Here is a 25,736-nt window from a genome sequence, read left to right as displayed (position 1 = left end):
AGCCAGACCTGCCAACTCCGCCGGAGGACGACCGTGACCATCCCGTTCCTGATCACCACTCTGATCGTGGTGGTCACCCCCGGCACCGGGGTGATCTTCACGCTCTCCGCCGGGCTGTCCCGGGGCGCCCGGGCCGGGGTGCTCGCCGCGTTCGCCTGCACGCTGGGCACGTTGCCGCACCTGCTGGCCGCGATGACCGGGCTGGCCGCGCTGATGCAGACCAGCGCGGCGGCGTTCGAGACCGTCCGCTATCTCGGCGTCGGCTACCTGCTCTACCTCGCCTGGTCCATCGCCCGCGATCGGGACGCCTTCGCCGTGACCACCGACGCCCCGCCCCGCCCGGCGCTGCGGGTGATCGTCTCCGGGGTGCTGGTCAACCTGCTCAACCCGAAGCCGACGCTGTTCTTCGTCGCGTTCCTGCCGCAGTTCGTGGACACCACGGCACCGGGCTCGACCCGCGCGATGCTCGGCTGCGGGGCGGTGTTCATGCTGCTCACCTTCGTGGTGTTCAGCGGCTACGGCGTCTTCGCGGCCCGGGTCCGCGACCGGGTGCTGACCCGACCCCGGGTCACCGACTGGCTGCGCCGATCCGCCGCCGGCACGTTCGTCGCGCTCGGCGTGACCCTCGCCCTCACCGAACGATAGGACCACAGTGCAGTTCGAACACTCCCCACAGCTTCGCGACGCGTACCCCGATCTGATCGCCGGGGTGGTGCTGGCCTCCGGAATCACCGCCACCGCCGACGTGACCCGACACGCGGCCAGCTACCTCACCGAGGCCCGGCGGCGGTTGGCCGCCGGGCCCGAGAGCGGGTTCCCGGAGATCCAGGCCTGGCGGCGGGCGTACGCGGCGATGGGCCTGCGGCCCACCAGGTACCGGTGCGCCGCCGAGGCGCTGCTGCGCCGGCTGCGCCTGGACGGCGAACTGCCCCGGGTGCACCCGCTCGTCGACCTGTGCAACGCCGTCTCGGCCGCGTACGCCATCCCGGTCGCCGCGCTCGACCTGGAGCGGGTCGACGGCGACCTGGTGGTCCGGCCGGCGCACGGCGACGAGCCGTACCTGAGCTTCGCGGGCGACACCGAGCATCCCGAGCCGGGCGAGGTGACCTTCGTCGACTCCGTCGGGCGGGCGCACGCCCGACGGTGGACGAACCGGCAGAGCGGCTGGTCGGCCGTGCGGGCGGGCACCTCGTCGGTGCTGATCGTCGCCGAGGCGCTGCATCCGGGCGCCGAGCCGGCGGTGACCCGGCTGGTCGCCGACCTCGTGACCGAGCTGACCGACGAGTGGTCCGCCCCCACGGCCGCCGCGGTGCTCACCAGAGCCGCGCCCCGATTCCGCACTCCGACGGCCGGTGACGACAGAGGTCAGGCGGTGTCGCCGGGCATCAGGTGACGGTAACCGGGGATCGTCTCGCCGAACCAGCCGGCGACGCTGGCCAGGCCACGGTCGTTGAGCTGCGCGTCGTGGACCGGGTACGCCGCCGTCGCGCCCACCGCGCCGGCGAATCGGATCGCCTCGTCGAGGCGCAGCCAGGACCCCTGGGCCGGGACGAGCACCGTGTGCACCGGCTCGTCCGGCACGTGCAACGCGTCACCCGGGTGATAGAGGTGATCAGCGATCAGGTAGCCGAGGTTCGGGCAGTCGGGCTGCCCCTCGTGGATCGCGGCGTGCCGTCCACCGTGCGCGCTGACCGACATGCCGGCCGCCGTGAACCGCTGGCCCGCGCGGACCCGGGTCACCGGCAGCGGGGCGAGATCCGGCAGTTGGGCACCCTCCGGGGCGTACACGGGGACACCGAGACCGGCGAGCCGCAACACGTCCACGTGGTCGGTGTGCTCGTGGGTGACCAGGACTGCGTCCGCGCCGACCAGGGCACTCGGCTCGCTCCACGTCCCCGGGTCGACGACCAGCACCCCGCCCTCGTGCTCGATGCGGACACAGGCGTGGGTGAACCGGGTGATACGCATCAGGCGACCGTACGCCGCCGGCAGAGCGGTCCGGGTGCCTGTGGCGGTTGGGCCGGCGCTGCCGGGGTAGTGCGCCAGCATGCCGCAGCGATACGAGAACTACCCGAGGATCGCGGTCGTCACCGGCGCGGACTCCGGCATCGGCAAGGCCTGCGCGGTGGCGCTGGCCACGGCCGGCTTCGAGATCGGCATCACCTGGTACGGCGATCCCGACGGCGCCGAGCGGACAGCCACCGAGGTCCGCGCGACGGGCCGGCGCTGCGAGCTCGCCGAGGTGGACCTGACCCGACTGCCGGACGCGGCGGCGGTGGTGGACGAGCTGGCCGACCGGCTCGGCGGCATCGGGGTGCTGGTCAACAACGCCGGCGTCGGGGCCTCCACCCCGTTCGTCGACACCGGGTGGGAACAGTGGCGCGAGGTGCTCGCCGTCGACCTGGACGCGCCCTTCCTGTGCGCCCAGCGGGCCGCGCGACGGATGCGGGCCGCCGGCACCGGCGGGCGGATCATCAACATCACCAGCGTGCACGAGCACGCGCCCCGGGTGGGCTCCGCCGCGTACTGCGCCGCGAAGGGCGGGCTCGGGCTGCTGACCCGGGTGATGGCCCAGGAGTTGGCCGCCGACGGGATCACCGTCAACGCCGTCGCCCCGGGCGAGATCGCCACCCCGATGACCGGTCAGGAGGACGTCGACCCGTTCACCCAGGAACGGCCCGGCGTGCCGGTGGGTCGGCCCGGCGACGCCCGGGAGGTGGCCGCCGTGGTCGCGTTGCTCGCCTCCCCCGCCGCCAGCTACGTCACCGGCGCGTCCTGGCCGGTCGACGGGGGCATGTTGCTGATGGGCCCCCAGGCCGCGGCGTTGCCGAACGACGACTGGCGATCGGTCTGACCAGCATCGGCGGCGACGGCCGCTGACCGCACGCACGGTGACCCCCGACCGGCCCGGTCGGCGCGGCACAGGAAACAATGGTGACCACCTGATCGTCAGGAGGACCGTCGGCGTGTCGGACCGCACCGCACCGCCGTCCGGGGCGGCGCAGCTGCGCGCCGACTGCGGACGCTGCTTCGGGCTGTGCTGCGTGGTGCCCGCCTTCGCCGCGTCGACTGACTTCGCCATCGACAAGCCGGCCGGCTCGCCCTGCCCCAACCTGCGCCCCGACCACCGCTGCGGCATCCACACCGAGCTGCGGCAACGCGGTTTTCCCGGCTGCACGGTGTTCGACTGCTTCGGCGCCGGGCAGCAGGTCGCCCAGGTGACCTTCGGCGGGCGGGACTGGCGGGACGCGCCGGAGACGTTGCCGGCGATGGCGGAGGCTTTCGCGGTGCTGCGACCGCTGCACGAACTGCTCTGGTACCTCACCGAGGCGGTGGCGCTGCGCCCGCCGGCCGACCTGCGCGCCGATCTGGAACGCGCCCGCGCGGAGACGCTGACACTCACCGAGGGTGACCCCGCGCGGCTTCGCGCGGTGGACGTCGACGCCCACCGGGCCCGGGTCAACCCGCTGCTGTCCCGGGCCAGCGACGCGGCCCGGGCCCCCGTGGGTGCCGACCGGCGGGGCGCGCACCTGCTCGGGGTGGACCTGCGCCGGGTCGACCTTCGCCGGGCCAACCTTCGCGGGGCGCTGCTCATCGGCGCCGATCTGCGCGGAGCGGACCTCGGCCTGGCCGACGTCACCGGCGCGGACCTGCGCGGGGCCGATCTGCGGGGCGCGGACCTGCGGCGCACGCTCTTCCTGCACCAGACCCAACTGGACGCCGCCCGGGGCGACACCCGCACCGGGCTGCCGCATACGCTCACCCGGCCGGCGCACTGGACGGCGCTGCCACTCACCCCGGTCCGCCAGCCGACCCGGTCCCCGGCCCGCGCCCATCGGGGCCGCCGCCGCTGAGCACGAGGTTTCGGCCGGGACGACGCCGGGTAGCCAGCGCCGACGCGAACCGGCATCGACGGGGGGGCACGGCGTGGGCTACCGAAATCGCCAAGGTGAACAGCCGGGCGACCCGCAGCACAGCGAGGACGAGGCCGGCCAGACCTCACTAGTGCAGGTCGAGACGGACACCGAGGTCCCCGCACCGGCGGACACCGACGTCCGGCCGGACATCGTGACCGAGCCCGACAACTCGGGCGTCGCCGGTGGTTCCTCCGGCAGCAGCGGTGGTGGCTCCAGCATGCCGGGGCACCCCGACGCGACCCGCTGACCCCGGCTCAGCGGCTGATCAGCGCGGCCCGCGCCTCGGTCATGCCCTTGTTGGCGAGCCCGTCGGCCCGCTCGTTCTCCGGGTGCCCGTTGTGCCCCTTGACCCACAGCCAGGTGACCTCGTGCCGTTCGCAGGCCGCCTCCAACCGCTGCCACAGGTCGGCGTTCTTCACCGGCTGCTTCGCGGCCGTCCGCCACCCGTTGCGCTTCCACGACGCCAGCCAGCTGGTGATGCCGTTGCGCACGTACGTGCTGTCGGTGTGCAGCTCCACGGTGACCGGCCGGTTCAGGCTCTCCAACGCCTGGATGGCCGCCATCAGCTCCATCCGGTTGTTGGTGGTGGGCGTGGCCTCACCGCCGCACAACTCCCGCTCGTGATCGCCGTAACGCAGCAGCGCACCCCAACCGCCCGGGCCGGGGTTGCCACTGCACGCCCCGTCGGTCCAGATCTGCACGCCCCTGCCGGCCGCCGCGTCCACCATGCCCGGCAACCTACCGGGCGCGCACGTCGTTCTCGCCGCTCGGGGCCGGCGCGTCGCGACGCCCGCGCCGCACGGCCCCCGCTCGGGGCGGGAGTCAACCCGGTCAGGTCGGACGCGGTGCGCCGGCCGCGCCGGGCGCCGCACCCACCACCGCCGGTGGGATGGCCGGTGCGGGCCGGGTGGGGCGCAGCCGGTCGCGCACCCGGTCTGCGGCGTCACCGGCGGTCGCGGCGATCATCGGCACCAGCCGGGTCGAATTCATGATCGCGATCTCCTCGGCCGGGGTGGTGCCGCCGTCGAGGAAGCGCAGCACCCGCTCGGCCGGGTTGCGGTCGAAGAGCCGGTCGAAGAACTCCGGACCGCCCACCCCGCCCCGGTCCAGCGCCCGCAACGCCACCGCGTCCATCCAGCGGTGCCGGCGGGGGTACGCCGGCGCGGGCACCGGCGCCCGGCCGGCGGCGAGGGCGCGGGCCACCTGGTCGGCCTGGCGGTACATGGCGGAGAAGGTGAAGCCGGTGGAGGGGCGGGTCGCGCCACCGGCCGTGCCGAGCCGGACCACCCGGGGGGTGGGCCGGGCCGGGAAGGGCGCGTCGGTCATCGGGATGACCCCGTTCTCCACCTCGCGCACCCGCAACCCGGCCGGGTCCAGGCCGAGCAGGTCCCGGTAGCCGGTCAGCGCCGCGTCGTAGCCGGCGTCGGTGAGCAGGTCCGGCGAGAACTCGGTGTACTCGACCAGGGCGTAGCGGTCGCTGACCGGCAGCACGTAGCCGAAGGAGACGCCCCGGGGCGGCTGCGGGGTACGGAAGTCCATCAGCACCGCGCGGGTCGGGTCGAACACCGGCCGGTCCGCCTCCAGCCACCACCCCCGGAAGTGCTGCAACCAGGTGGTTCGCCCCGCTCGGGCCGGCGGGCGGGGACGCGAGTCGAGCACCCAGCCGGCCCGTACGGTGCGCCCGTCGCCGGTACGCACCAGCACCCGGGTGCCGTCGTCGCGCACCGTGTCGGCCGGCGCGACGATCCGGGTGGCGTGCAGGCGTCGCTCGGCGTCGGCAGCCCGGTCGTAGACCGGGCCGGAGCGGAGCATGGCGTACCGCAGCGGGGTGAGGTCCAGGACGCGGCGGCGCGCCGCGGTCGCCACCTCGACCTGCTGCCAGCTCGCGCTGAGCAGCGGGTCCAGGTCGGTGTCGGGGTGGCCCCAGAACGCCCAGGTGCGGTCCTGACCGCGTCGGCGCACCGGGTCGACGATGGCGATCCGTTGATCCCGGACGCCGTGCCGGTCCAGTGCGGCGAGCAGCAGTGACGCCGCGCCGCCGCCACCGAGCAGCGCGAGGTCGACGTCGAGCGGCGCGGAGTCGGTCACCCGCACCACGCTGCCACACCACCGCGCCCGACCGCGCGTCGCCATGGGTGGCGACGACGCCGAGCCCATCGGGGCGGACGCGTCGGCGCGGGCGTGCGAGCCCGATTGACAGGCAACTTGCTGGTTGCCTATGTTGATAGGCAACCGCTGGGTTGCCTGTTGTCGGGAGGGTCGATGGACGACGCGTTCCGGGCGCTGGCCGACCCCAGCCGGCGTCGCCTGCTCGACCGGCTCAACGACCGCAACGGGCAGACCCTGCGGGAGCTCTGCGACGGGCTGGCCACCAGCCGACAGGCCGTCAGCAAGCACCTGTCGGTGCTGGAGGCCGCCAATCTCGTCACCACGGTGCGCCGCGGCCGGGAGAAGTTGCACTACCTCAACGCCGCCCCCATCAACGCCATCGCCGACCGGTGGCTCAGCCGCTACGACCGCGAGCGCGCCGCCGCCCTCGCCGACCTGACCACCGCATTGGAGCGACAAGCCATGGAAAGCCCCACCTTCGTCTACACGACCTACGTCACCACCACCGCCCAGCGACTGTGGGCCGCGCTCACCGAACCGGCGTTCACCCGCCGCTACTGGGGTGGGGTGGCGCTGGTGTCGGACTGGCAGGTCGGGTCGCCGGTGCTGTGGCAGGACGCACCCGACGCCGAGCCCCGCGACCTGGGCCAGCGGGTGCTCGTCGCCGAGCCGTACCGCCGCCTCTCCTACAGCTGGCACGGCTTCCAGCCCGAGCACGCCGAGCACTTCGGCTGGTCCGCCGAGGAGCTGGCCGCCCGGCTCGGCGAGCGCCGGTCGAAGGTGACCTTCGAGATCGAGCCGCACGGCGACGGAGCCGTCCGACTGACAGTCATCCACGACGGCTTCTCCCCCGACAGCGAGATGCACCGGGCGATCAGCGGCCAACTCGACGGCAGCGGCGGCTGGCCGGAGCTGCTGGCCAGCCTCAAGACGCTGGTGGAGACCGGCGAGCCGATGCCCGAACCGACCCCGGCGGGCTGACCCAGCCGAGCGGGCCGGCCGTTGCCGCCGGCCCGCACCGAAGCAGCGCCTCATTCGCGGCGTCGCCGGCAATACCTCGCCATCGGCCCAGCGGCGACAGCTCGCGGCTCTCCCCGCCTTCGGGTGGACACGTGACGGCAACGAGGATTTCTCATTTTCACCTGATCGAGGACCCAACCCACCTAGTGTTGGGCACACCGGTGCTAGTCACGGAGTTGGCCACCCGAACGACGTCCCACGCAGTCAGCGGACGAAAAGTGAGGGAAGACGCGTATGAAGGTCTCAACAGCACTCTGCTCGGCGGCGCTCGGCGTGGGCCTCGGCACGCTCCTGCTGCCAGGCGCCGCACTGGCCGACACCACCGTGTCACCGGCCACCACCCCGGTCGGTGGAACCGTCGTGCTCACTGCGACGACCTGCAACCCGAAGTCGGGTGATGCCCTCTTCCGGGTCACCGGCCCCAACCGCGACCAGAACGTCCGATCCACCACGGCCGCCGCCGGCGGCGGGCTGAGCGCCGAACTCTTCACCGCCGGGTTCACCCTGGGCACCTACACGGTGGCGGCCACCTGCGGCGACGGCAGCTCGGCCGGCACCGCCACCTTCACCGTCACCCCGATCGGCGGCGCGCCCGCCGGCTCCGGAGGCGACAACCGTGACACCGGCGCTCTCGCCGCCGGCGGCACACTGCTCGGCACCGCCCTCGCCGGCGCGGTGATCCTGATCCGCCGGCGCCGTCCGGTGTCCACTGTCGCCTGACCGGCGGCCGTTCCATCCCTGAGACGGGTGCCCGCGCCGGTGACACCGGCGCGGGCACCCCGACGAACCCACCCGGAGGTGCGCAGGTGTGGTGGCGGCGGACCCTGCCGGCCGTGGTCGCCCTGCTCGGCGTGACCGGGCTCGGGCTGATCACCGTCGGCCTCACCGCCGACCCGGCCCGGCCACCGCGACCGTCGGCCGACGCGCCGACCCGCACCCACCCCGCACCGGACCTGGCCCCGCTGCCACCCGCCGCGCCGGTCCGGGTGCAGATCCCCGCCATCGGCGTCCGCGCCGACATCGTTCCCGTCGGCGCGGACGCCAGCGGGGTGCTGGAGGTGCCGCCACTGGACCGGCCCACCCTCGCCGGCTGGTACCGGCACGGGGTCAGCCCCGGCGAGACCGGCAACGCCGTCCTGGTGGGACACGTCGACGCACCGTCGGGGCCGGCGGTCTTCTTCGACCTCGGTCGGCTCCGCGCCGGGCAGCAGGTCCAGGTCACCCGCGCCGACGCACGGGTCGCGACGTTCACAGTGGACGCCGTTCGCGCGTACCCCAAGGAGCACTTCCCCACCACGCTGGTCTACGGCCCGGCGGACGCCGCCGAGCTGCGCCTGATCACCTGCGGCGGCCGGTTCGACGCCACGAGCGGCAACTACGTCGACAACGTCGTCGTCTTCGCCACCCGCACCGCCTGAACGGGGTCGCCCGCCTCAGTCACCCGCACCGCCGCCCCGCTGCCGTGCGCCGGGCCCTGCTCGGCAGAATGCGGTGGCACCATCCCTGATCGAGGTGGTGCGTCGGCGGCGGGGAGGCACGCGGTGGATCAGCGACCGGTACGGGACCGAACAGGTCGACGCGTACGGGCCCTGGCCCGTCGACTGCTCGGACGGATCGAGGACGGCTCCCCCACCCCCCGTCGGTCCAACCCGGACGCCGTGGTCGACTGCGCCGTCTACGTCAACGGCCGCCGGGAACCCGGTCACCTCCACTACGCCGACGCGTACGCCCGGGCCCGGCACGGCCGCGACGCCTTCGTGTGGCTCGGACTGCACGATCCCGGCGCGGCCGTGCTCGCCGCGGTCGGCCGGACCTTCGGCCTCGACGAGCTGACCGTCGAACAGGCGCTCGCCGACGGGCACCGGCCCACCGTGCAGCGCAACGGGCCGGTCACGCTGCTGGTCCTGCGCACCGCCGGGTACGTGGAGCACGACGAGCTGACCGACACCTCCGAGGTCATCGACACCGGGGACGTCATGGTGCTGCTCGGTGACCGCTTCGCCATCACTGTGCGGCACGGTGCCGCCGGGGCGCTGCGCAGCGTCCGCGCCGACATCGAGCGCCGCCCCGCGCTGCTGGCCGCCGGCCCGTGGGCGGTGGCGTACGCGGTCTGCGCCCGCATGGTCGACTCCTACCTGGAGGTGGCCGGGCACGTGGAACGCGACCTGGAGCGGGTCGAGGAGGCGGTGTTCGCCCGCGACCGCACGGCCGACATCCAGCACATCTACCAGCTCAAACGGGAGGTGGTGGAGTTCAAGCGGGCGGTCCTGCCGTTGCAGACGCCGATGCGTACGCTGCTCGAACCCGACGGCCCGCCGCGCGCCCTGCACCGCTGGTTCGTCGACGTGGACGGCCGGCTGAGCCGGGCGGTGGATCGGGTGGCCGCGTACGACGACCTGCTCACCTCGATCGTCCAGTCGCGGCTGGCGCAGCTCGCCGTGGAGCAGAACAACGACATGCGCAAGATCGCCGCCTGGGCGGCCATCGCGGCAACCCAGACCGGCATCGCCGGCATCTACGGCATGAACTTCGACCACATGCCCGAGCTGGCCTGGCGCTACGGCTACGCCGGGGCGCTGACCCTGATGGCGGCGGCGGCAGTGTTCCTGTACCGCCTGTTCCGCCGGTCCGGCTGGCTGTGAGGCCCGCCGGCGGGCCGCTCAACGATGCGCGGAGAGGAAGGCGCGGATGCGGTCGCGGGGGTTGTCGGTCAACTCGGGACCGTGGGTGAAGGCCGCCAGGTCGTACTCCAACTCGCCGAGCACGTGCGCGGTCTCCCGGGTCATCTGGAAGTCGCTGCACAGCCACCGCATCGGCCACCGCACGCCGAGCACGTTGAACAGCGCGTCCCCGGTGATCAGCAGGCGGGTCGGCTCGTGCAGCAGCGACACGTGCCCGGGCGAGTGCCCCGGGGTGTGCACCACCCGCAGACCGCCACCGACGTCGAGCAGGTCCCCGTCGGCCAGCGGCTGGGCCACCTCGACCGCCGGAAACCGGCCGCTGTTGAGCCGGGCGAAGAGCCGGCCGCCGGTCACCGCCGGGTCGCTGACCGGCGCGCGGCCCGCCTGCGCGTACGCCACGTCGGCGGCGTGCGCCGCGACCGGGGCGCCGGTGCGGCGGGCCAACTCCGCCGCGCCGCCGGCATGATCGGGGTGCGCGTGGGTGAGCACGATCCGGGTGACGTCCGCCGGCACCTTGCCGATCGCCGCCAGCCCGCGCACGATCCGGGCCGGCGCCTTGGCCAGCCCGCAGTCGACAAGTGTGACGCTGCCGTCGTCGTCGACGAAGGCGTACGAGTTGACGGCCGAACGGCCGACAGTGGGGATACGCCAGACGTTCGGGGCCAGTGCCACCGCAGGGGCTCGCGTCATGTCGCGAGTCTAGGAACCATCGTCAACTGTCGTTGTCGACCGGTCGACGGTCTGCCCGAGGTGCCGGAGGGCTAACCTCGCCCGGGTGATGTGGCAGCGGTACGTGGCGATCGGCGACAGCACCACCGAGGGGCTCGACGACCCGGACGGCGCCGGCGGCTACCGGGGCTGGGCCGACCGGTTCGCCCTGGCGGTGGCCCGCGCCCAGGGCGGTCTGGAATACGCGAACCTGGCCATCCGTGGCCGGACCACCGCGCTGATCCGGGCCGAGCAGCTCCAGCCCGCCCTCGACCTGGCCCCCGACCTGGCTACCGTCGTCGCCGGCATGAACGACGTGTTGCGCCCCTCCTTCGACGCGGACCAGGTCGCCGGTGATGTGGCGGCGATGCAGCAGGCGCTCGTCGATCAGGGGGCCACCGTGCTGACGTTCACGATGCCGGACCCGGCGCCCGTGATGCCGCTGGCCCGGCCCCTGCGGGGTCGCATGCTGGCGCTCAACGAGGCGCTGCGGGCCGCCACCGCGCGGACCGGCGCCACCCTCCTCGACCTGGGTGCCCACCCGGTCTCCTCCGATCCCCGGCTGTGGAGCGACGACCGGCTGCACGCCAACAGCGCCGGGCACGAGCGGATCGCCGCCGCGCTGGCGTACACGGCGGGTCTGCCCGGTTTCGACGACTCCTGGACGCAACCGTTGCCACCCGCAGCGCGGCGACGCCGGGGTGAGGTGTTCGGCGCCGAGCTGGCCTGGACCCGCCGGCACCTGCTGCCCTGGCTGGTCCGGCACCTGAGCGGCCGGTCCTCGGGCGACGACCGGGTGGCCAAGCGGCCGGTGCCGCTGCCGGTGCCGCTGGACTAGAACGGGTACGGAAGGATAGCGACGTGGGCAAGGGTGCGGGACGCCGGCGGGCGAACGCGACGACGGGACGGGTGTGCCCGTGCGGCTCCGGCCGGGCGTACGCGGACTGCTGCGCCCCGGCGCACGCGGGCGACGCCCCGGCGACGGCCGAGGCCCTGATGCGCTCCCGGTTCAGCGCCTTCGCCCTCGGCGACTCCGGTTACCTGCTGCGCAGCTGGCACTCGTCGACCCGGCCGGCCGCCCTGGAGCTCGACCCGGGGCAGCGGTGGACCCGACTGGAGATCGTGCGGACCGAGCGGGGCGGCCTACTCGACGCCGCCGGCACGGTGAGCTTCCACGCCCACTACCGGCACGGGGGCCGGCCCGGCACGGTGACCGAACACAGCCGGTTCGTCCGCGAGGACGGCCGGTGGGTCTACCTCGACGGTGACCAGCCCTGACGGCTGCGCCGACGGCCGGTCGGGGCGTACGATGACGTCGGCGTCGTCCTGCGCCGCACCTCCCTCCCGGCGCTCACGCCGCCGGCAACGCGGAGGCAAAGGGGGCCTGGAGCCCTCGGGACGTGGTGCCACATGCCCCACTCCGGCGGGGTCGGCGGGAGCGTGAGTCCCGGTGACCGTGCCGTTGACCGGGAGCATGTGATGACCACCCAGAGATCGTTCAAGGCCCGGGTTCGGACCCGGATGGCGAAGACCGGCGAGAGCGCCCGTTGGCTGCCCGACGTCGAGGTACGCGTCCGCACCGCCACCGCGCCCCGGATCTTCCGGGCCGACTGGGCCGGTGGCCCGACCCGGATAGTCGTCGGCATCGACGCTGTCGGCGAGTCAAAGACCCGGGTCAGCGTCCTGCACGAGAAGCTGACCGGGGCTGAGCAGGCCGCGGAGCTGAAGGCGTACTGGCGGGAACGACTCGCCGCGCTGAAGGCACTGCTCGAAACGGACGGAGGCCACCGATGACCATGACGTTCATCAACCTGCCGGTGCGCGACCTGACCACCGCCGCCGAGTTCTACCGGGCGATCGGCTTCACCAGCGACCAGAGCGAGCCGGACGGCGACAGCATGGTGCTCACCATCTCCGACACCACCCGACTGGTGCTGCACCTCCGCTCGGGTTTCGAGAGGTTCACCGGTGTCGCCACCCCGGACACGGCGACCAGCCGGGAGGTCATCGTCGGGCTGTCGGCGCAGAGCCGGGGGCAGGTCGACGAGCTGGTCGACCAGGCGGCCGTCGCCGGTGGCGAGTCGCTCGGGCCGGGGATGGCCAACGGGCCGATGTACATGCGTGGCTTCCGGGACCTCGACGGCCACCAGTGGTCGTTCCTGCACCTGGACGGCTGACCACACGGCCCGGCGGCGACCCCCTCGGGCCGCCGCCGGGCCCCGGTCAGTGCCGGCCGGGCGTCACCGCCGCGACCACACCGGTGGGCACCACCGCCCGGCGCCGGCGGCGGGTCAGCAGCACCAGCGCCACCACGAGGTACGCCCCGGCGGTCAGCGCGAACGCCACCGCGTTACCGGCCGCCGTGGCGAGCAGGCCGTAGCCGGCGTACGTCACGATGATCAGCACGTCGGTGGCCATCCCGGCCAGGGATGTGACGGTGGCGCGGCTGGTGCCGGTGATCCGGGCCTGCAACCGGGCGTCGGCCAGCACGGTGGCCAGCTGCGCCGCGCCGAAGGCCACCGCGATCAGCACGAACCCCGCCGGGTGCCGCAGCAGTGCACCGCCGGCCAGCGCGACGCCGACCAGCCCCAGCAGCGCGGCGTACCCTCGGCTGCCCAGCCGCTCCCCCGCCGGGGCGAGCAGCCCACCGACTGTCACCCCGGCCCAGAGCAGCAGGAGCAGCAGTGGGACGGCCTGCGCCCCGACACCGGTGTCCAGGGCGAGCAGCGGGGTGTACTCGTCCAGGGCACCCCAGTCGGCGGCGACCACCGCCACCAGCAGCACTGCCGACCGCACTGGCGCGCGGGTGCGGACCTGCGCCACCCCGGCCCGCAGCGTGTCCCACCATCCCAGGTCGGCATCGTCGTCCGGGCCCGCCGGCGGGACGCTGTCCGGCTCGTCCGGGCCCGCCGGTGGCGCGGTGTCCGGCTGGTCCGGCCGGGGTGGTGCGGCATTCACCGGCCCGGCAGCCGGCACCGGCTCGGCGACCGTGACGCGTGCGGCGGCTGGCGCGCGGTGCTCCGGAAAGCGGGTGGCGGCGATCGCGGCGAGCAGGCAGGCGGCCACGCTGGCCGCGCCGACCGCCGGATACCCGCCGACGGCGAGCACCGGGCCGGCGAGCACTCCGGAGAGCACCACGCCCAGCACACCCGCCGTCCGCGCCCGCCCGAGCACCCGGGCGTACCGGCCGACCGCGCCGAGCCGGTCCAGCTCGGTCCAGACCAACGCCTCCAGGGCGCCGGACACCAGCGCGCCAGCGGCGCCCCAGAGCAGGAAACCACCAGCGAACGCCGGGTACGACGGCAGCAGCACCCAGAGCGCGAAACCGGCGGCGGCCACCAGCGGGGCGAGGCACAGCAGCAGCCGGCGGGACAGCACGTCGGCCCACGCGCCGGAGGGCACCTCGAACAGGATGCCGGCGGCCGACCAGATGACGAACAGCGACGCGATCTGCCCCACCGACAGCCCGGTGTCGGCGAAGAACACCACGTACAGCGGGTAGAGCAGGACAAGGTCGCTGAGGAACGCGTACCCGTAGAGGGTCGCCGTCAGCCGGCGGACCGCCGGGTCGGGCACGCGCGAGACGATGGAGATCATGGGGCCTTCCCGTGGGAGTGGAGACGGACACCGGACGTGCGGTGCCCGTGGTGGCCCACGGGATCGGCCTAGGCCGGTGGATCAATGTCGCCAGGTCATGCCCGCGATGCTAGACAACCGGCGCGGTGGCGGCCAGCGCTTTCGGCGTGCCGGGCAGCGCGAACCGGGCCGGGTAGGCGAGGCGGTGCGCAGAACGCGAGGCGGGGCGGGATCAGGTCGATCCCGCCCCGCCGTAACGCCGGATGTCAGCGCCGGTCGACCGGCGGAATGACAGTGGTGGTCTCGCTGTCGTCGCTGGTGCGCTGCCCGGGCACCGCGCGGTCGGTGCCGCCGGTGACCACCTGGGTCGTGTCGGAGTCGGCACCGGCACCCACCACCTGCGTGACGTCGGGGTCGGCCGAGCGGCTGACCACCTGGGTGGTGTCGTCGGTTCCAGAGCTGACCGGGAAGCGCACGACCTGGGTGGCGTCGGTGTCGGCGGGCCGGGTCACCACCTGGGTGGCCTCCGGGTCGCTGGTGGGGGCCGACGCGCGGGCCAGTTCCGCCTCGGCGTCGCGACGGCCGGCCCGGTACGCCTGCGCGTGCTCGGCGATCAGCCGCGACTCCCGCTCGGCGCGGGTCAGCCACGACTCCCAACGGCTCTGCATCGGACGGATCAGGCCGCCGCCGACACCGACGACGAGGATGCCGCCAATCGTGGCCAGCACGGCGATCAGCACCGGAGTGGTGACCGCGGTGGCCACCCCGATCTGGTTCAGCGCGGCGATGACGCCGAGGCCGAGGATGAACACCGAGGCGATGGTGGCCAGCGCCCGGCCGTACGACAGGCCGCCGAGCGCGCCGCTGATGATGTCCTTGACCGCGTTGGCGATGGCGGCGGCGACCACGACGATGACGATCGCGACGAAGGCCCGGGGCAGCCACGAGATCACCGCACCGAGCAGGTCGGAGATCGGGTTCGGCCCCCAGATGCCGAAGGCGAGCTGGAGGGTGAACAGCAGCACCGCGTAGTAGGCGAGCTTCGCGACGATGTCGCTGGCGTCGTACCGGGAGCGACTCAACGCGCGGCGGATGCCGCCGCGTTCGACGGCGCGGTCGAAGCCCACCCGTTCGAGGACCTTCTCCACGATCTTCAGTACCGCCTTGGCGATCAGCCATCCGGCCACCAGGATCGCCAGGAAGGCGACGGCCTTGGGCAGGAAGAGCATCACCGAGCGGAGCGCGTCGCCCACCGCGTCGCTGACGTTGTCACTCATCTGGTCATTCCTTAAGGGGCAGCCGGATCGGTCTGCCCCGACCTACCCCCGACCCGGCGCGCGGAAACACCGGTGATCACGAGCTCTGCCGGCCCTCTAGCGCGCGGGCGAGTCTTGGCAATATTCTCCGAGGTACGTGCGGCCACTGGAGCTACTTTTCATCCCCCGCCGTCGGCCGCAGGAGGAGATGCCATGCACGTCGACCATTCCGAAGTGGATCGCCGGACGCTGCTGCGGGCCGGTCTCGGCGCCGCCACGGTCGCCGTCGTCGGGAGCGAACTCGCCTTCCCGGGCGCAGCGCAGGCCGCGCCGGGCACCGACCTGGACTGGATCATCAGCTGTGACGAGTGGGCCGCCCGCCCGCCGAAGGATCCGCTGTCGGTGAGCGCCATCGCCACCAACAAGATCATCGTGCACCACATGGCGTTCCCGAACGTCACCGACTACTCCCGTGAGCAGGCGGTGAAGCTCGCCCACGACTGCCAGGACCTGCACATCGACGGCAACGGCTGGTCGGACACCGGCCAGCACTTCACGGTCAGCCGCGGCGGCTACGTGCTGGAGGGCCGCCGGGGCAGTCTGGAGCGCCTCGAAGCCGGCGACCGGCAGATGATCTCGGCGCACTGCCCGGGTGAGAACGGCCGGGCGATCGGCATCGAGAACGAGGGCACCTACGTCACCGAGACCCCGCCGAAGGCGTTGACCGACTCGCTGGTCAAGCTCTGCGTCGCGATCTGCCGGCAGTACGGGCTGCACGCGCACGACATCTTCGGCCACTGGGACTTCCGCACCACCGAGTGCCCGGGCGCGGCCTTCTACCGGCAGTTCCCCGAGCTGCGGCGGCGCGTGCACGCCGCCCTCGGCACCACGCTCGGTGACGTGCCGGCGCGCCGCTGGCCGGACCTGTGGCGCTTCGTCAACTCCCCCTCGGTCCGGGTGGTGCAGCACCTGCTCGCCTTCCGGGGCTACCCGGTGACCGTCAGCGGCACGTTCGACGCCGCGACCGTCGCGGCCGTGCAGGACTGGCAGGCCCGCAACGGCATCGCTGTGGACGTGGACGCCACTCTCACCACCCCGACCTGGGAAACCCTGGTGCCGGAGCTGGACCAGCACGCCAGCGGAGCGCCGGTGACTGCCGTGCAGGAAATCCTCGCCACCAAGGGGTACGCGGTCACCGTGACCGGGGCGTACGACCACGCCACCCGGAGCGCGGTGCAAGAGCTCCAGGCGCTGCACGGGCTGCCGCGCAACGGCAAGCTCAGCACGAGCACGTGGTGCACGATCGTCGGCGGATCGGTCCGCGAGTCGTTCCGGCACCGCTGAGCGTCCGGTGGCGGTGTGGGGGCACCCGCACCGCCACCAGCCAGCTCACCGGTTTGATCCGCCGCCCGGGCGGAAAGACTCCCGGGCATGACCTGGGCCCGTCGAGCCGTACCCGCCGTCGCCACCGCCGTCGCGGCGCTCGCCGCGCGGGACCTGATCCAGCGCGATCACGCGCTGCTGCGCAACTTCCCGATCCTCGGCCGCGCCCGCTATTTGTTGGAGACGATCGGGCCGGAGCTTCGGCAGTACATCGTGGCCGGCAACAACGAGGAGCGGCCGTTCACCCGCGACCAGCGCCGCTGGGTGTACGCGTCGGCCAAGCAGGAGAACAACTACTTCGGTTTCGGTACGGACAACGACATCGAATACACCCCCGGGTACCCGATCATCAAGCACCGTACGTTCGGCCGTGCCGTGCCGCCGTCGTCACCGGCCGCCGGGCACGATGTGCGGTTGCCCTGCGCGAAGGTGCTCGGCGCGGCACGGGGGCGGGCCCGGGCGTTCCGCCCCGAGTCGGTCGTCAACATCTCCGGGATGAGCTTCGGCTCGCTGTCCGGCAACGCCGTCACCGCGCTCAACAAGGGTGCGGCCCTCGCCGGCTGCCTGCAGAACACCGGTGAGGGCGGCCTGTCGCCGTACCACCGCAACGGTGGTGAGCTGGTCTTCCAACTCGGCACGGCGTACTTCGGCTGCCGCGACGAGCACGGCCGGTTCAGCCTCGACCGGCTGAGGGACCTGGTCGCCGGGGCCCCGGTCAAGGCGTTGGAGATCAAGCTGAGCCAGGGCGCCAAGCCGAGCCTCGGTGGGTTGCTGCCCGGGGCGAAGGTGTCCGCCGAGATCGCCGCCACCCGGGGCATCCCGGCCGGTCAGGACTGCGTCAGCCCGTCCCGGCACGCCGAGTTCTCCGACTGCGACAGCCTGCTCGACTGGGTGGAGCTGCTGGCCGCCGAGACAGGTCTGCCGGTCGGCATCAAGTCGGCCGTGGGTGACCTGGGCTTCTGGCAGGAGCTGGCCACCCTGATGCGGGACACCGGCCGTGGTGTGGACTTCGTGACGATCGACGGCGGTGAAGGCGGCACCGGCGCCGCACCGCTGATCTTCACCGACTCCGTGTCGCTCCCGTTCCAGCAGGGCTTCTCCCGGGTGTACAAGATCTTCGCCGAGCACGGCCTGCACGAGCAGGTGGTCTTCGTCGGCGCCGGCAAGCTCGGCCTGCCGGACAACGCCATCGTGGCGTTCGCGCTCGGCTGCGACCTGGTCAACGTCGGTCGGGAGGCGATGCTGTCGATCGGCTGCATCCAGGCGCAGAAGTGCCACACCGACACCTGCCCGACCGGTGTCGCCACACAGAACGCGTGGCTCGCCCGTGGCCTGGACCCGGCGTCGAAGTCGGTCCGGGCGGCCAACTACGTGCGGACCCTGCGCCGGGACCTGACCAAGGTCGCCGAGGCCTGCGGCGTCGAACACCCCGGCCTGATCGGCACCGACGCCGTGGAGATCCTGGACGGCCGCACCAGCTCCACGCCACTGCACGAGGTGTACGGCTACCGGCCGGAATGGGGGCTGCCCTCGCCCGCCGACCGGGCGGAGATCATCCGACTGATGGTCCCGGAGGCGCCGCAGGGCGGCAGCGCCCCACCCTCCGCCACTGCCGTCGGTTGAGATCGCGGATCGCGGATCGCGGATCGCGGATCGCGGATCGCGGATCGCGGATCGCGGATCGCGGATCGCGGATCGCGGATCGCGGATCGCGGATCTCCCCGCCATGTCCGCGAAGTGCCGCCCGCCGTCCACCGGCGACCGCCACCCACCGGCGACCACCACCCACCGGCGACCACCACCCATCACGACCACCACCCAGCGGCGACCGCCGCCCACCGGTGGCCGCCGCCCACCACGACCGCCATCCACGACGACCGCCGGCAGATCGGTGCCGGCGATAATCGCGTGGAGCCGGCAACTCACCGCGTCTATGGTGGCGCGGTGCTGATCAGACGCGAGACACCCGCCGACGTCGACGCGATTCGCGCGGTGCACTCCGCGGCCTTCGCCAAGGCCGATGGCGGTGACGGCGTACCGGTCGAGGCGACGCTCGTCGACGCGCTGCGCGTCGACGAGGGCTGGCTGCCCGCGTACTCCCTGGTGGCGGTCGATTCGGACGGCCAGGTGGTCGGTCACGTGGTGGCCACCCGCGGCCTGGTGGGCGGCGCGGCGGTGGCGTTGGGCCTGGGGCCGCTGGGAGTGCTGCCGGACTGGCAGCGGCGCGGCGTCGGCAGCGCGTTGATGCACGCGGTGCTCGGCGCGGCCGACGCGCGGGACGAGCCGCTGGTGGTGCTGCTCGGGCACCCCGACTACTACCCGCGTTTCGGGTTCCGGCCCGCCGTCGAGCTGGGTGTCACCCCACCGCAACCGTGGGGGCCGCAGTACTTCATGGCTCGGCCACTGCACGCCTGGAACGAGTCGATCCGGGGCGAGTTCCGCTACGCCAGCCCGTTCGACGACCTGTGAACCCACCGGGCATCCGCCGGCGGCGCGCCACCGACCTGGACGGCTGCGTCGCGGCGCTCACCGAGGTTCACCGGGTCGACAGGTACCCGCTGAACTGGCCCGCCGACCCGCACCGCTGGCTCCGCGAGCCGCAGCCGGCGCGGGCCTGGGTGGCAGTCGATGACGACGCTGCCGTCGTGGGTCACATCGCCGTGCACCGGCTGCCCGATCCGGCGGGCGGGCCGCTGGCCCCGCCGACGGCCGAGGTCGCCCGTCTCTTCGTGGTGCCGAAAGCCCGGGGGTTGGCGCTGGGCAGCGCGCTGCTGGACCGGGCCCGCCGGTGGGCGGCCACACGCGCGACGGACCTGGTGCTGGAGGTGGCCGCCGGTGACACCGCGGCCGTCGCGCTGTACGAGCGCGCGGGATGGCGGTGCGTCGGCACGAGCACGGCGCCGTGGACCGCTCCCGACGGCGGCCCGGTGTCGCTGCGGCACTACACGCTGCGTCACCGCGCGTCGGGCTCCGACGTCGCACCGGCCAGCACCGCGAGGCGACGGGCCAGCCGGCCCGCGGCCTCGCGCAGCTCGGCAGGCTCCAACACCTCGACCTCGTAACTCAGCCGGGCGAGGTGCGCGGCGAGCCAGTCCAGGCTGTCGCCGCCGAGGACCAGCACCGACCACCCGTCACGATCGTCCTCGACCCGTCCCACCTGGGGCGGGACCACCTCGCGCAGCTGGTCGGCCGGGGCGTGCACGCGCACCCGGGCGAGGTACCGGTACGGCGCCCCGGTCACCGCCCGCTGCACGAAGGCCACCGGATCGGGGTGCTCGCGGGCCCGGAACCGCCAGGTGGTCGCCACCACCGCCCGCATCCGGTCCAGCCGGAACGTCCGCCAGTCGTCGCGGTCGACGTCCCAGGCCATCAGATACCAGCGGCGGCCGGTGGTGACCATCCGGATCGGTTCGACAGTCCGTTCCTGGCCCCCGGCGCCCCGGCCGGGATAGTCGAACCGAACGCGCACCCCGTCCCGGCAGGCGCGGGCCAGCGTCACCAGCAGCTCCGCGTCGATCTCGGCGACCGGGCCGATGAGGGTGTCGGTGGCGCCGTGCACCGCCCGCACCTCGGCGCGCAGCCGCGACGGCATCACCTGGTCGAGCTTCGCGAGTGCCCGTAGCGCCGCCTCGCCCGCCCCGGCGACGGTGCCGCCGGAGGCCAGCCGCAGCGAGACCGCCGTGGCGATCGCCTCCTCGTCGTCGAGGAGCAACGGCGGCAGCCGGGTGCCCGCACCGAGTTGGTAGCCACCGCCGACGCCCGAGACGGCGTGCACGGGGTAACCGAGCGTCCGCAGGCGCTGCACGTCGCGGCGCACGCAACGGCCGGTGACCCCCAGCTCGACGGCGAGTTCGGCGGCCGTCCAGGACGGTCGTCGTTGCAGCAGCGCCAGCAGGCGCAGCACCCGCTCGGTCGTCGCCTCGACGGTCATTCGTCGATCGTTGCACGGATAGCGGAACAACCCTGTCCGCTATCCGCGAGAGGCTCAGTTCATGACCGACCAGATCAGACACCAGGGATCCGCCGTGATCCGCGACGTGCAGATCACCTTCGACTGCGCCGACCCGGCCCGGTTGGCCACGTTCTGGGCCGAGGCGCTCGGCTACCAGGTGCAGGCCCCACCCGGAGACTTCGAATCCTGGGACCAGGCGCTGGAGGCGATGGGTGTGCCGCCGGAGAACCGCAACGACGCGTCGGCGGTGGTCGACCCCGAGGGCGCGCGACCACGGCTGTTCTTCCAGCGGGTGCCGGAACGCAAGCAGGTGAAGAATCGCGTCCACCTCGACGTCCGGGCCGCCCCCGGGCTGACCGGTGACGCGCGGATGGCGGCCCTGGAGACGGAGGCCGAACGGCTCGTCTCGCACGGCGCGAAGCGCCTCGGCCGGCACGAGCCCACTCCCCCGTTGGCCGCCGGTCACCTCATCATGGCCGACCCCGAGGGCAACGAGTTCTGCCTCGACTGATCGGGCGTTCGCCCAGCTCACTGCCGCATCGGCCGGGCGCCATGCGAACATGTGTACGTGTCGCCCGGCGCCAGCATCCTGCACGCCGACCTGGACGCGTTCTACGCGTCGGTCGAGCAGCGCGACGACCCGCGCCTGCGGGGCCGACCGGTGATCGTCGGTGGTGGGGTGGTGCTCGCGGCCAGCTACGAGGCGAAGGCGCGGGGTGTCCGCAGCGCGATGGGCGGCCAGCAGGCGCGTCGGCTCTGCCCGGACGCGATAGTGGTGCCGCCCCGGATGTCGGCGTACACGGCGGCGAGCCGCGCGGTCTTCGAGATCTTCCGGCAGACCACGCCGCTGGTCGAGGGGCTCTCCATCGACGAGGCGTTCCTCGACGTGGGTGGGCTGGGGCGGCTGGTCGGGCCGCCGGCCGAGATCGCCGAACGGCTGCGCCGGGAGGTCCGCGACCAGGTCCACCTGCCGATCACGGTGGGGGTGGCCCGCACGAAGTTCCTGGCCAAGGTGGCCAGCGCTGTGGCGAAACCGGACGGCCTGCTGGTGGTCGCGCCGGACGATGAGCTGGCGTTCCTGCATCCACTGCCGGTGGAACGGCTCTGGGGAGTCGGCCCGGTCACTGCCGCCAAGTTGCGGGAGCGCCGGATCCGTACGGTCGGGGAGGTGGCCCGCCTCGGCGAGGCGGCGCTGGTGTCGATGCTCGGGGCGGGCGCCGGCCGGCACCTGCACGCGTTGGCGCACAACCGCGACCCCCGGGCGGTGCAGGTGGGGCGGCGGCGCGGGTCGATGGGCGCGCAGCACGCCCTCAGTCGCACCCCGCACGCCTCGACGGAGTTGGAGGCCATCCTCGCCGGCCTGGTCGACCGGGTCAGCCGGCGGATGCGGGCGGCCGGACGGTCCGGCCGCACGGTGGTGTTGCGGCTGCGCTTCGGCGACTACACCCGGGCGACCCGCTCGCACACGGTGGGGAAGGCGACGGCGGACACCACGCCACTGCTCGCCGCCGCGCGTGCGCTGCTGCGCGCGGCGCTGCCCGAGATCGATCGCCGTGGTGTCACCCTGATCGGTGTCTCGGTGGGCAATCTCGACGACAACCCCGTCCAGCCTGAGCTGCCGTTCCAGCCTGACGCCGGTTCCGATCTGGACGCTGCGGTGGACGCGGTCCGCGACCGGTTCGGATCGGCGGCGCTGACCCGGGCGGTGTTGCTCAACCGGGAGCCGGGGGTGGAGATGCCACTCCTGCCGGACTGACCGATACGCGTGCGGCGTCCGCGGTCGAGTTGCGAGCAGAGACACATCACAGCAGGTCGGCGGTTTAGCTGGCGGCTGACGGGTGACCCTTGGGGGGTACAGCCTGACGAGGGGGGCCATGATGTCCGACGACACCAGCAACCGACCGAGCCGCACCGCCGAGCGTCCGCACGACGTGACCGACCCGCTGCTGTGGCAGTTGGCGGTCGACGTGCTGAGCGCACACGAGCCGGACGACGAGGGCCGGTGCCGCAACCTTCAGTGCGCCGGGCAGTCGTGGCCGTGCGTGGCGCGTGCCGGTGCCGAGCACTCACTGCGACTGGCTCGCAGCACCCCGGCCTCGGTCGAGCTGACCGTCGACGGAGCCGACAGTGACGACGTCGAACCGGACGGACGTCGTGACTCCTCGGTGCCGGCGCCGCGATGGGGCTGGAACGCCGGCCCGGCGGCGTCGCACCGAGGGTCGAAGGCCGCCTCCGCGGCCTGACGGGTCGCAGGCACCCGAGCTGCTCCGGCACCACCCAGGTGAACGCTCGGCCGGCGATCCGGCCGAGCGTTCACCTGTTGTCGGTCGGCCGCCGGTTACAGGGTGCGGGCCAGCCGGTCGGCGAGCGTCCGGGTGAAGCGGGCCGGGTCGGTCAGCTCGCCACCCTCGGCCAGCACCGCCAAGCCGTAGAGCAGCTCGGCGGTCTCGGTCAGGGCCGCCTGGTCGCTGCCCTGCTCGTGGGCCTTGCGCAGCCCGGACACCAGCGGGTGCCCGGGGTTGATCTCCAGGATCCGCTTGGTCGGCGGAATCTCGTGCCCCATCGCCCGGTACATCTTCTCCAGGGTCGGGGTGAGGTCGTGGGCGTCGCCGACGACGCAGGCCGGCGAGGTGGTCAGCCGCGATGACAGGCGCACCTCCCGGACACTGTCGGTGAGGGTGGTCCCCAGCCAGTCGAGCAGCGCCGCGAACTCCTGTCGCTGCTGCTCACGCTCGGCCTCGGCCTGCTGCTTCTCCTCGTCGGTGTCCAGGTCGATCTCGCCCTTGGCGATCGAGCGCAGCGTCCTGCCGTCGTACGTGCCGACCCGCTCGACCCACACCTCGTCGACCTGGTCGGTGAGGAGCAGCACCTCGTGCCCCTTGGCCCGGAACGCCTCCAGGTGCGGCGAGTTCTCGATGGCGGCCCGGGATTCGCCGGTGGCGTACCAGATGTCGCTCTGGCCGTCCTTCATCCGGGACACGTAGCCGGCCAGGTCGGTGGGCTCGGCCGGGTCGTTGGTGGAGGCCACCGACAGGATGTCCAGCAGGGTGTCCCGGTTGTCGGTGTCGTCGATCAGCCCTTCCTTGACCACCGCGCCGAACTCGGTCCAAAAGGTGCGGTAGCGCTCGGCGTGGTTGGCCTTGAGGTCCTTGACCGTGGCGAGGATCTTCTTGACCAGGCGGCGGCGGACGATCTGGATCTGCCGGTCCTGCTGGAGGATCTCCCGGGAGATGTTCAGCGACAGGTCGTGCGCGTCGACCACGCCCTTGACGAAGCGCAGGTACGTCGGGACCAGCGCCTCGCAGTCGTCCATGATGAAGACGCGCTTGACGTAGAGCTGCACGCCACGGCGGCCCTGTGGGGAGAACAGGTCCAGTGGGGCGTGGCTGGGCAGGAACAGCAGCGCCTCGTACTCGAAGGTGCCCTCGCCCTTCATGTGCACGACCTCGAGCGGGTCGGCCCAGTCGTGGCTGACGTGCTTGTAGAACTCGTTGTACTCGGCGGCGTCGACCTCGTCGCGGGGTCGCGCCCAGAGGGCCTTCATGGAGTTGAGGGTCTGCACCTCGCTGGTGGGGGCCTCACCGTCGGCGCCGGGCCGCTCCACGCTCATCCGGATCGGCCAGGCGATGAAGTCGGAGTAGCGCTTGACGATGTCGCGGACGGTCCACTCGGCGGTGTAGTCGTGCAGGTTGTCCTCGGTGTCGGCCGGCTTGAGGTGCAGTGTCACAGCGGTGCCCTGCGGCGCCTCGTCGACCGTCTCGATCGAGTACGTACCCTCGCCGGCGGACTCCCAGCGGGTGCCGCCGGTCTCGCCGGCCTTGCGGGTCAGCAGGGTGACCCGGTCGGCGACCATGAACGCGGCGTAGAAGCCGACGCCGAACTGGCCGATGAGGTCCTGCTTGGCGTGGGCGTCGGCGGACTCCCGCAGCTGGCGCAGCAGCTCGGCGGTGCCCGACTTGGCGATCGTGCCGATCAGCTGGACGACCTCGTCGCGGGTCATCCCGATGCCGTTGTCCCGCACGGTGAGGGTGCGGGCGTCGCGGTCGATCTCCAGGGCGACGTGCAGGTCGTCGGTGTCGGCGACGAGGTCCTTGTCGATGAGGGTGGCCAGCCGGAGCTTGTCCAGTGCGTCGGACGCGTTCGAGATGAGTTCCCGCAGGAAGACGTCCTTGTTCGAGTAGATCGAGTGGACCACCAACTGGAGGAGCTGACGCGCCTCGGCCTGGAATTCCAACGTTTCGGCCTGGTTGCTCACACCGTCTCCCATCTCGGCTCGTACGGAGGTTCGCGGAAAGGATACGAGTCGTCACCGGTCCGGCTGTGGGCGCGTCCGGGTCGTATTCCCGATTCGCTCGCCCGCTCCGGTGAGATAGCTGACTTTGCCCAACAGAAGTCAGCTCGGATAGCGTGACGGCCATGAAGCTCGCTGGAAGCACCGCCCTCGTCACCGGCGCCAACCGTGGCCTCGGCCGCCACCTGGCCGCCGAACTCCTCGCCCGGGGCGCCACCGTCTACGCCGGCGCCCGCAACCCCGACCGCGTCGACCTGCCCGGCGTGACGCCGGTACGCCTCGACATCACCGACCCCGCATCGGTGGCCGCCGCCGCCGCGCTGGCCGGCGACGTGAACCTGCTGATCAACAACGCGGGCACCGACTTCCGAGCCGACCTCCTCGACGGCGACCTGGACGTGCTGCGGCAGGAACTGGAGACCCACTACCTCGGCACACTGTCGATGGTCCGGGCGTTCGCGCCGATCATCGCCGGCAACGGCGGCGGGACAATCCTCAACGTGCTCTCCGTGCTGTCCTGGTTCAGCTCCCCGATCCACGGGGCCTACGGCGTCGCCAAGGCCGCGCAGTGGTCGATGACCAACGGCGTGCGCGTGCGCCTCGCCGACCAGGGCGTCCGGGTCGCCGGCCTGCACGTCGGCTACCTGGACACCGACATGGCCGCCGACATCACCGGCCCGAAGTCCGACCCGGCGGAGATCGCCAAGATCGCGGTCGACGGCGTCGAGGCCGACGCGTACGAGATCGTCGCCGACGACGTCAGTCGGCGGGTACAGGCCGGGCTGGCCGGCGGTGTCGCCGCGCTCTACCCCCAGCTTCCCTGACCACGACGCGACGGGCCGC

The 25,736-nt window shown here is 73.1% G+C and carries 29 protein-coding genes; 21 read left to right on the top strand and 8 right to left on the bottom strand.

What is annotated here, in order from left to right:
• Positions 1-33: 33 nt before the first annotated feature.
• Positions 34-645: a LysE family translocator gene (locus IF22_RS0115345; protein WP_030332511.1), complete on the top strand. Its 612-nt coding sequence runs from the start codon at positions 34-36 to the stop codon at positions 643-645.
• Positions 646-652: 7 nt separating this feature from the next.
• Positions 653-1,393 carry a B3/B4 domain-containing protein gene (locus IF22_RS0115340; protein WP_051708505.1) on the top strand — a complete coding sequence of 247 codons (741 nt, stop codon included), beginning with the start codon at positions 653-655 and terminating at the stop codon, positions 1,391-1,393.
• Here the strand turns inward: IF22_RS0115340 and IF22_RS0115335 are convergent.
• Positions 1,366-1,968, bottom strand: a complete 603-nt coding sequence (locus IF22_RS0115335) for an MBL fold metallo-hydrolase (protein ID WP_030332507.1) — start codon at positions 1,966-1,968, stop codon at positions 1,366-1,368. The two genes, IF22_RS0115340 and IF22_RS0115335, sit on opposite strands and share 28 nt — an antisense overlap.
• A 79-nt stretch (positions 1,969-2,047) precedes the next feature.
• Here IF22_RS0115335 and IF22_RS0115330 point away from each other — a divergent pair, with 79 nt between their 5' ends.
• From IF22_RS0115330 to IF22_RS0115320, 3 genes are all read left to right on the top strand, one after another.
• Positions 2,048-2,854 carry an SDR family oxidoreductase gene (locus tag IF22_RS0115330; protein ID WP_051708504.1) on the top strand — a complete coding sequence of 269 codons (807 nt, stop codon included), beginning with the start codon at positions 2,048-2,050 and terminating at the stop codon, positions 2,852-2,854.
• A gap of 112 nt (positions 2,855-2,966) precedes the next feature.
• Complete coding sequence (locus tag IF22_RS0115325; protein WP_051708502.1) at positions 2,967-3,854, top strand: pentapeptide repeat-containing protein; 888 nt, start codon at positions 2,967-2,969, stop codon at positions 3,852-3,854.
• Positions 3,855-3,927: 73 nt separating this feature from the next.
• Positions 3,928-4,164 (top strand): hypothetical protein, encoded by a 237-nt coding sequence (locus IF22_RS0115320; protein ID WP_030332502.1) that lies wholly within the window; start codon positions 3,928-3,930, stop codon positions 4,162-4,164.
• A 7-nt stretch (positions 4,165-4,171) separates the two neighbouring features.
• On the opposite strand, the gene rnhA is transcribed toward IF22_RS0115320, so the two are convergent.
• Entirely contained in the window at positions 4,172-4,645 is a 474-nt protein-coding gene (gene rnhA / locus IF22_RS0115315) for a ribonuclease HI (RefSeq protein ID WP_030332500.1), read from the bottom strand.
• A 103-nt stretch (positions 4,646-4,748) separates the two neighbouring features.
• The gene (locus IF22_RS0115310; protein WP_051708500.1) at positions 4,749-6,050 is read right to left on the bottom strand and encodes a lycopene cyclase family protein; all 1,302 of its coding nucleotides are present in this window, start codon (positions 6,048-6,050) and stop codon (positions 4,749-4,751) included.
• Between the two features lie 129 nt (positions 6,051-6,179).
• On the opposite strand from IF22_RS0115310, the gene IF22_RS0115305 reads away from it, so the two are divergent.
• The 4 genes from IF22_RS0115305 to IF22_RS0115290 all read left to right on the top strand — a co-directional run bounded on the left by IF22_RS0115305 (position 6,180) and on the right by IF22_RS0115290 (position 9,688).
• Positions 6,180-7,007 carry an ArsR/SmtB family transcription factor gene (locus IF22_RS0115305; protein ID WP_030332496.1) on the top strand — a complete coding sequence of 276 codons (828 nt, stop codon included), beginning with the start codon at positions 6,180-6,182 and terminating at the stop codon, positions 7,005-7,007.
• A gap of 273 nt (positions 7,008-7,280) precedes the next feature.
• Entirely contained in the window at positions 7,281-7,766 is a 486-nt protein-coding gene (locus IF22_RS0115300) for a hypothetical protein (RefSeq protein ID WP_030332494.1), read from the top strand.
• Between the two features lie 86 nt (positions 7,767-7,852).
• Positions 7,853-8,464 (top strand): class F sortase, encoded by a 612-nt coding sequence (locus IF22_RS0115295; protein WP_030332492.1) that lies wholly within the window; start codon positions 7,853-7,855, stop codon positions 8,462-8,464.
• A 123-nt stretch (positions 8,465-8,587) separates the two neighbouring features.
• The gene (locus IF22_RS0115290) at positions 8,588-9,688 is read left to right on the top strand and encodes a magnesium and cobalt transport protein CorA (protein WP_030332490.1); all 1,101 of its coding nucleotides are present in this window, start codon (positions 8,588-8,590) and stop codon (positions 9,686-9,688) included.
• A gap of 18 nt (positions 9,689-9,706) precedes the next feature.
• Here IF22_RS0115290 and IF22_RS0115285 read toward each other — a convergent pair whose 3' ends face one another.
• Positions 9,707-10,417 carry an MBL fold metallo-hydrolase gene (locus tag IF22_RS0115285; protein ID WP_030332488.1) on the bottom strand — a complete coding sequence of 237 codons (711 nt, stop codon included), beginning with the start codon at positions 10,415-10,417 and terminating at the stop codon, positions 9,707-9,709.
• 88 nt (positions 10,418-10,505) lie between these two features.
• Here IF22_RS0115285 and IF22_RS0115280 point away from each other — a divergent pair, with 88 nt between their 5' ends.
• The 4 genes from IF22_RS0115280 to IF22_RS0115265 all read left to right on the top strand — a co-directional run bounded on the left by IF22_RS0115280 (position 10,506) and on the right by IF22_RS0115265 (position 12,612).
• Positions 10,506-11,273: an SGNH/GDSL hydrolase family protein gene (locus tag IF22_RS0115280; RefSeq protein ID WP_030332486.1), complete on the top strand. Its 768-nt coding sequence runs from the start codon at positions 10,506-10,508 to the stop codon at positions 11,271-11,273.
• A gap of 23 nt (positions 11,274-11,296) precedes the next feature.
• The gene (locus IF22_RS0115275) at positions 11,297-11,713 is read left to right on the top strand and encodes a YchJ family protein (RefSeq protein WP_081883838.1); all 417 of its coding nucleotides are present in this window, start codon (positions 11,297-11,299) and stop codon (positions 11,711-11,713) included.
• A 201-nt stretch (positions 11,714-11,914) separates the two neighbouring features.
• Complete coding sequence (locus IF22_RS33100) at positions 11,915-12,229, top strand: hypothetical protein (RefSeq protein ID WP_030332483.1); 315 nt, start codon at positions 11,915-11,917, stop codon at positions 12,227-12,229.
• Positions 12,226-12,612: a VOC family protein gene (locus tag IF22_RS0115265; protein ID WP_030332481.1), complete on the top strand. Its 387-nt coding sequence runs from the start codon at positions 12,226-12,228 to the stop codon at positions 12,610-12,612. The genes IF22_RS33100 and IF22_RS0115265 overlap by 4 nt, the downstream gene beginning before the upstream one ends.
• A 46-nt stretch (positions 12,613-12,658) precedes the next feature.
• On the opposite strand, the gene IF22_RS0115260 is transcribed toward IF22_RS0115265, so the two are convergent.
• Positions 12,659-14,032, bottom strand: a complete 1,374-nt coding sequence (locus IF22_RS0115260; protein WP_030332480.1) for an MFS transporter — start codon at positions 14,030-14,032, stop codon at positions 12,659-12,661.
• Positions 14,033-14,277: 245 nt separating this feature from the next.
• On the bottom strand, positions 14,278-15,288 hold the full coding sequence (locus IF22_RS0115255) for a mechanosensitive ion channel family protein (protein ID WP_030332478.1): 1,011 nt from the start codon (positions 15,286-15,288) through the stop codon (positions 14,278-14,280).
• A 213-nt stretch (positions 15,289-15,501) separates the two neighbouring features.
• On the opposite strand from IF22_RS0115255, the gene IF22_RS0115250 reads away from it, so the two are divergent.
• The 4 genes from IF22_RS0115250 to IF22_RS0115235 all read left to right on the top strand — a co-directional run bounded on the left by IF22_RS0115250 (position 15,502) and on the right by IF22_RS0115235 (position 19,712).
• Positions 15,502-16,611 (top strand): peptidoglycan recognition protein family protein, encoded by a 1,110-nt coding sequence (locus tag IF22_RS0115250; RefSeq protein ID WP_245233638.1) that lies wholly within the window; start codon positions 15,502-15,504, stop codon positions 16,609-16,611.
• An 87-nt stretch (positions 16,612-16,698) separates the two neighbouring features.
• Positions 16,699-18,273, top strand: a complete 1,575-nt coding sequence (locus IF22_RS0115245) for an FMN-binding glutamate synthase family protein (protein ID WP_030332474.1) — start codon at positions 16,699-16,701, stop codon at positions 18,271-18,273.
• 321 nt (positions 18,274-18,594) lie between these two features.
• On the top strand, positions 18,595-19,119 hold the full coding sequence (locus IF22_RS0115240; RefSeq protein ID WP_030332472.1) for a GNAT family N-acetyltransferase: 525 nt from the start codon (positions 18,595-18,597) through the stop codon (positions 19,117-19,119).
• Entirely contained in the window at positions 19,116-19,712 is a 597-nt protein-coding gene (locus tag IF22_RS0115235; RefSeq protein WP_081883837.1) for a GNAT family N-acetyltransferase, read from the top strand. Before IF22_RS0115240 ends, IF22_RS0115235 begins: the two co-directional genes overlap by 4 nt.
• Here the strand turns inward: IF22_RS0115235 and IF22_RS0115230 are convergent.
• The gene (locus IF22_RS0115230; protein ID WP_030332469.1) at positions 19,604-20,581 is read right to left on the bottom strand and encodes a helix-turn-helix transcriptional regulator; all 978 of its coding nucleotides are present in this window, start codon (positions 20,579-20,581) and stop codon (positions 19,604-19,606) included. The genes IF22_RS0115235 and IF22_RS0115230 overlap by 109 nt on opposite strands.
• A gap of 61 nt (positions 20,582-20,642) precedes the next feature.
• Here IF22_RS0115230 and IF22_RS0115225 point away from each other — a divergent pair, with 61 nt between their 5' ends.
• From IF22_RS0115225 to IF22_RS0115215, 3 genes are all read left to right on the top strand, one after another.
• Entirely contained in the window at positions 20,643-21,113 is a 471-nt protein-coding gene (locus IF22_RS0115225) for a VOC family protein (RefSeq protein ID WP_209444557.1), read from the top strand.
• 57 nt (positions 21,114-21,170) lie between these two features.
• A complete protein-coding gene (gene dinB / locus IF22_RS0115220; RefSeq protein WP_081883864.1) occupies positions 21,171-22,358 on the top strand; it encodes a DNA polymerase IV in 1,188 nt (395 codons plus the stop codon).
• Between the two features lie 121 nt (positions 22,359-22,479).
• A complete protein-coding gene (locus IF22_RS0115215) occupies positions 22,480-22,845 on the top strand; it encodes a hypothetical protein (protein WP_030332463.1) in 366 nt (121 codons plus the stop codon).
• Positions 22,846-22,940: 95 nt separating this feature from the next.
• Here IF22_RS0115215 and htpG read toward each other — a convergent pair whose 3' ends face one another.
• On the bottom strand, positions 22,941-24,869 hold the full coding sequence (gene htpG / locus IF22_RS0115210; RefSeq protein WP_030332461.1) for a molecular chaperone HtpG: 1,929 nt from the start codon (positions 24,867-24,869) through the stop codon (positions 22,941-22,943).
• A gap of 149 nt (positions 24,870-25,018) precedes the next feature.
• On the opposite strand from htpG, the gene IF22_RS0115205 reads away from it, so the two are divergent.
• Positions 25,019-25,717: an SDR family oxidoreductase gene (locus tag IF22_RS0115205; protein WP_030332460.1), complete on the top strand. Its 699-nt coding sequence runs from the start codon at positions 25,019-25,021 to the stop codon at positions 25,715-25,717.
• Positions 25,718-25,736 lie beyond the last annotated feature (19 nt).

This window comes from Micromonospora parva, from assembly GCF_000718515.1.
Lineage (GTDB): Bacteria > Actinomycetota > Actinomycetes > Mycobacteriales > Micromonosporaceae > Micromonospora > Micromonospora parva.
Note: the sequence above shows the minus strand (reverse complement) of the source record. Positions and strands in the feature narration are given on the sequence as shown.

Coding starts and splice junctions, on each gene's coding strand:
- IF22_RS0115335 (WP_030332507.1), bottom strand. CDS start 1,968: ATGCGTATCACCCGGTTCACCCACGCCTGTGTCCGCATCGAGCACGAG.
- IF22_RS0115330 (WP_051708504.1), top strand. CDS start 2,048: ATGCCGCAGCGATACGAGAACTACCCGAGGATCGCGGTCGTCACCGGC.
- rnhA (WP_030332500.1), bottom strand. CDS start 4,645: ATGGTGGACGCGGCGGCCGGCAGGGGCGTGCAGATCTGGACCGACGGG.
- IF22_RS0115310 (WP_051708500.1), bottom strand. CDS start 6,050: ATGGCGACGCGCGGTCGGGCGCGGTGGTGTGGCAGCGTGGTGCGGGTG.
- IF22_RS0115305 (WP_030332496.1), top strand. CDS start 6,180: ATGGACGACGCGTTCCGGGCGCTGGCCGACCCCAGCCGGCGTCGCCTG.
- IF22_RS0115300 (WP_030332494.1), top strand. CDS start 7,281: ATGAAGGTCTCAACAGCACTCTGCTCGGCGGCGCTCGGCGTGGGCCTC.
- IF22_RS0115285 (WP_030332488.1), bottom strand. CDS start 10,417: ATGACGCGAGCCCCTGCGGTGGCACTGGCCCCGAACGTCTGGCGTATC.
- IF22_RS0115280 (WP_030332486.1), top strand. CDS start 10,506: ATGTGGCAGCGGTACGTGGCGATCGGCGACAGCACCACCGAGGGGCTC.
- IF22_RS33100 (WP_030332483.1), top strand. CDS start 11,915: ATGACCACCCAGAGATCGTTCAAGGCCCGGGTTCGGACCCGGATGGCG.
- IF22_RS0115265 (WP_030332481.1), top strand. CDS start 12,226: ATGACCATGACGTTCATCAACCTGCCGGTGCGCGACCTGACCACCGCC.
- IF22_RS0115260 (WP_030332480.1), bottom strand. CDS start 14,032: ATGATCTCCATCGTCTCGCGCGTGCCCGACCCGGCGGTCCGCCGGCTG.
- IF22_RS0115255 (WP_030332478.1), bottom strand. CDS start 15,288: ATGAGTGACAACGTCAGCGACGCGGTGGGCGACGCGCTCCGCTCGGTG.
- IF22_RS0115245 (WP_030332474.1), top strand. CDS start 16,699: ATGACCTGGGCCCGTCGAGCCGTACCCGCCGTCGCCACCGCCGTCGCG.
- IF22_RS0115230 (WP_030332469.1), bottom strand. CDS start 20,581: ATGACCGTCGAGGCGACGACCGAGCGGGTGCTGCGCCTGCTGGCGCTG.
- IF22_RS0115225 (WP_209444557.1), top strand. CDS start 20,643: ATGACCGACCAGATCAGACACCAGGGATCCGCCGTGATCCGCGACGTG.
- IF22_RS0115215 (WP_030332463.1), top strand. CDS start 22,480: ATGTCCGACGACACCAGCAACCGACCGAGCCGCACCGCCGAGCGTCCG.
- htpG (WP_030332461.1), bottom strand. CDS start 24,869: ATGGGAGACGGTGTGAGCAACCAGGCCGAAACGTTGGAATTCCAGGCC.
- IF22_RS0115205 (WP_030332460.1), top strand. CDS start 25,019: ATGAAGCTCGCTGGAAGCACCGCCCTCGTCACCGGCGCCAACCGTGGC.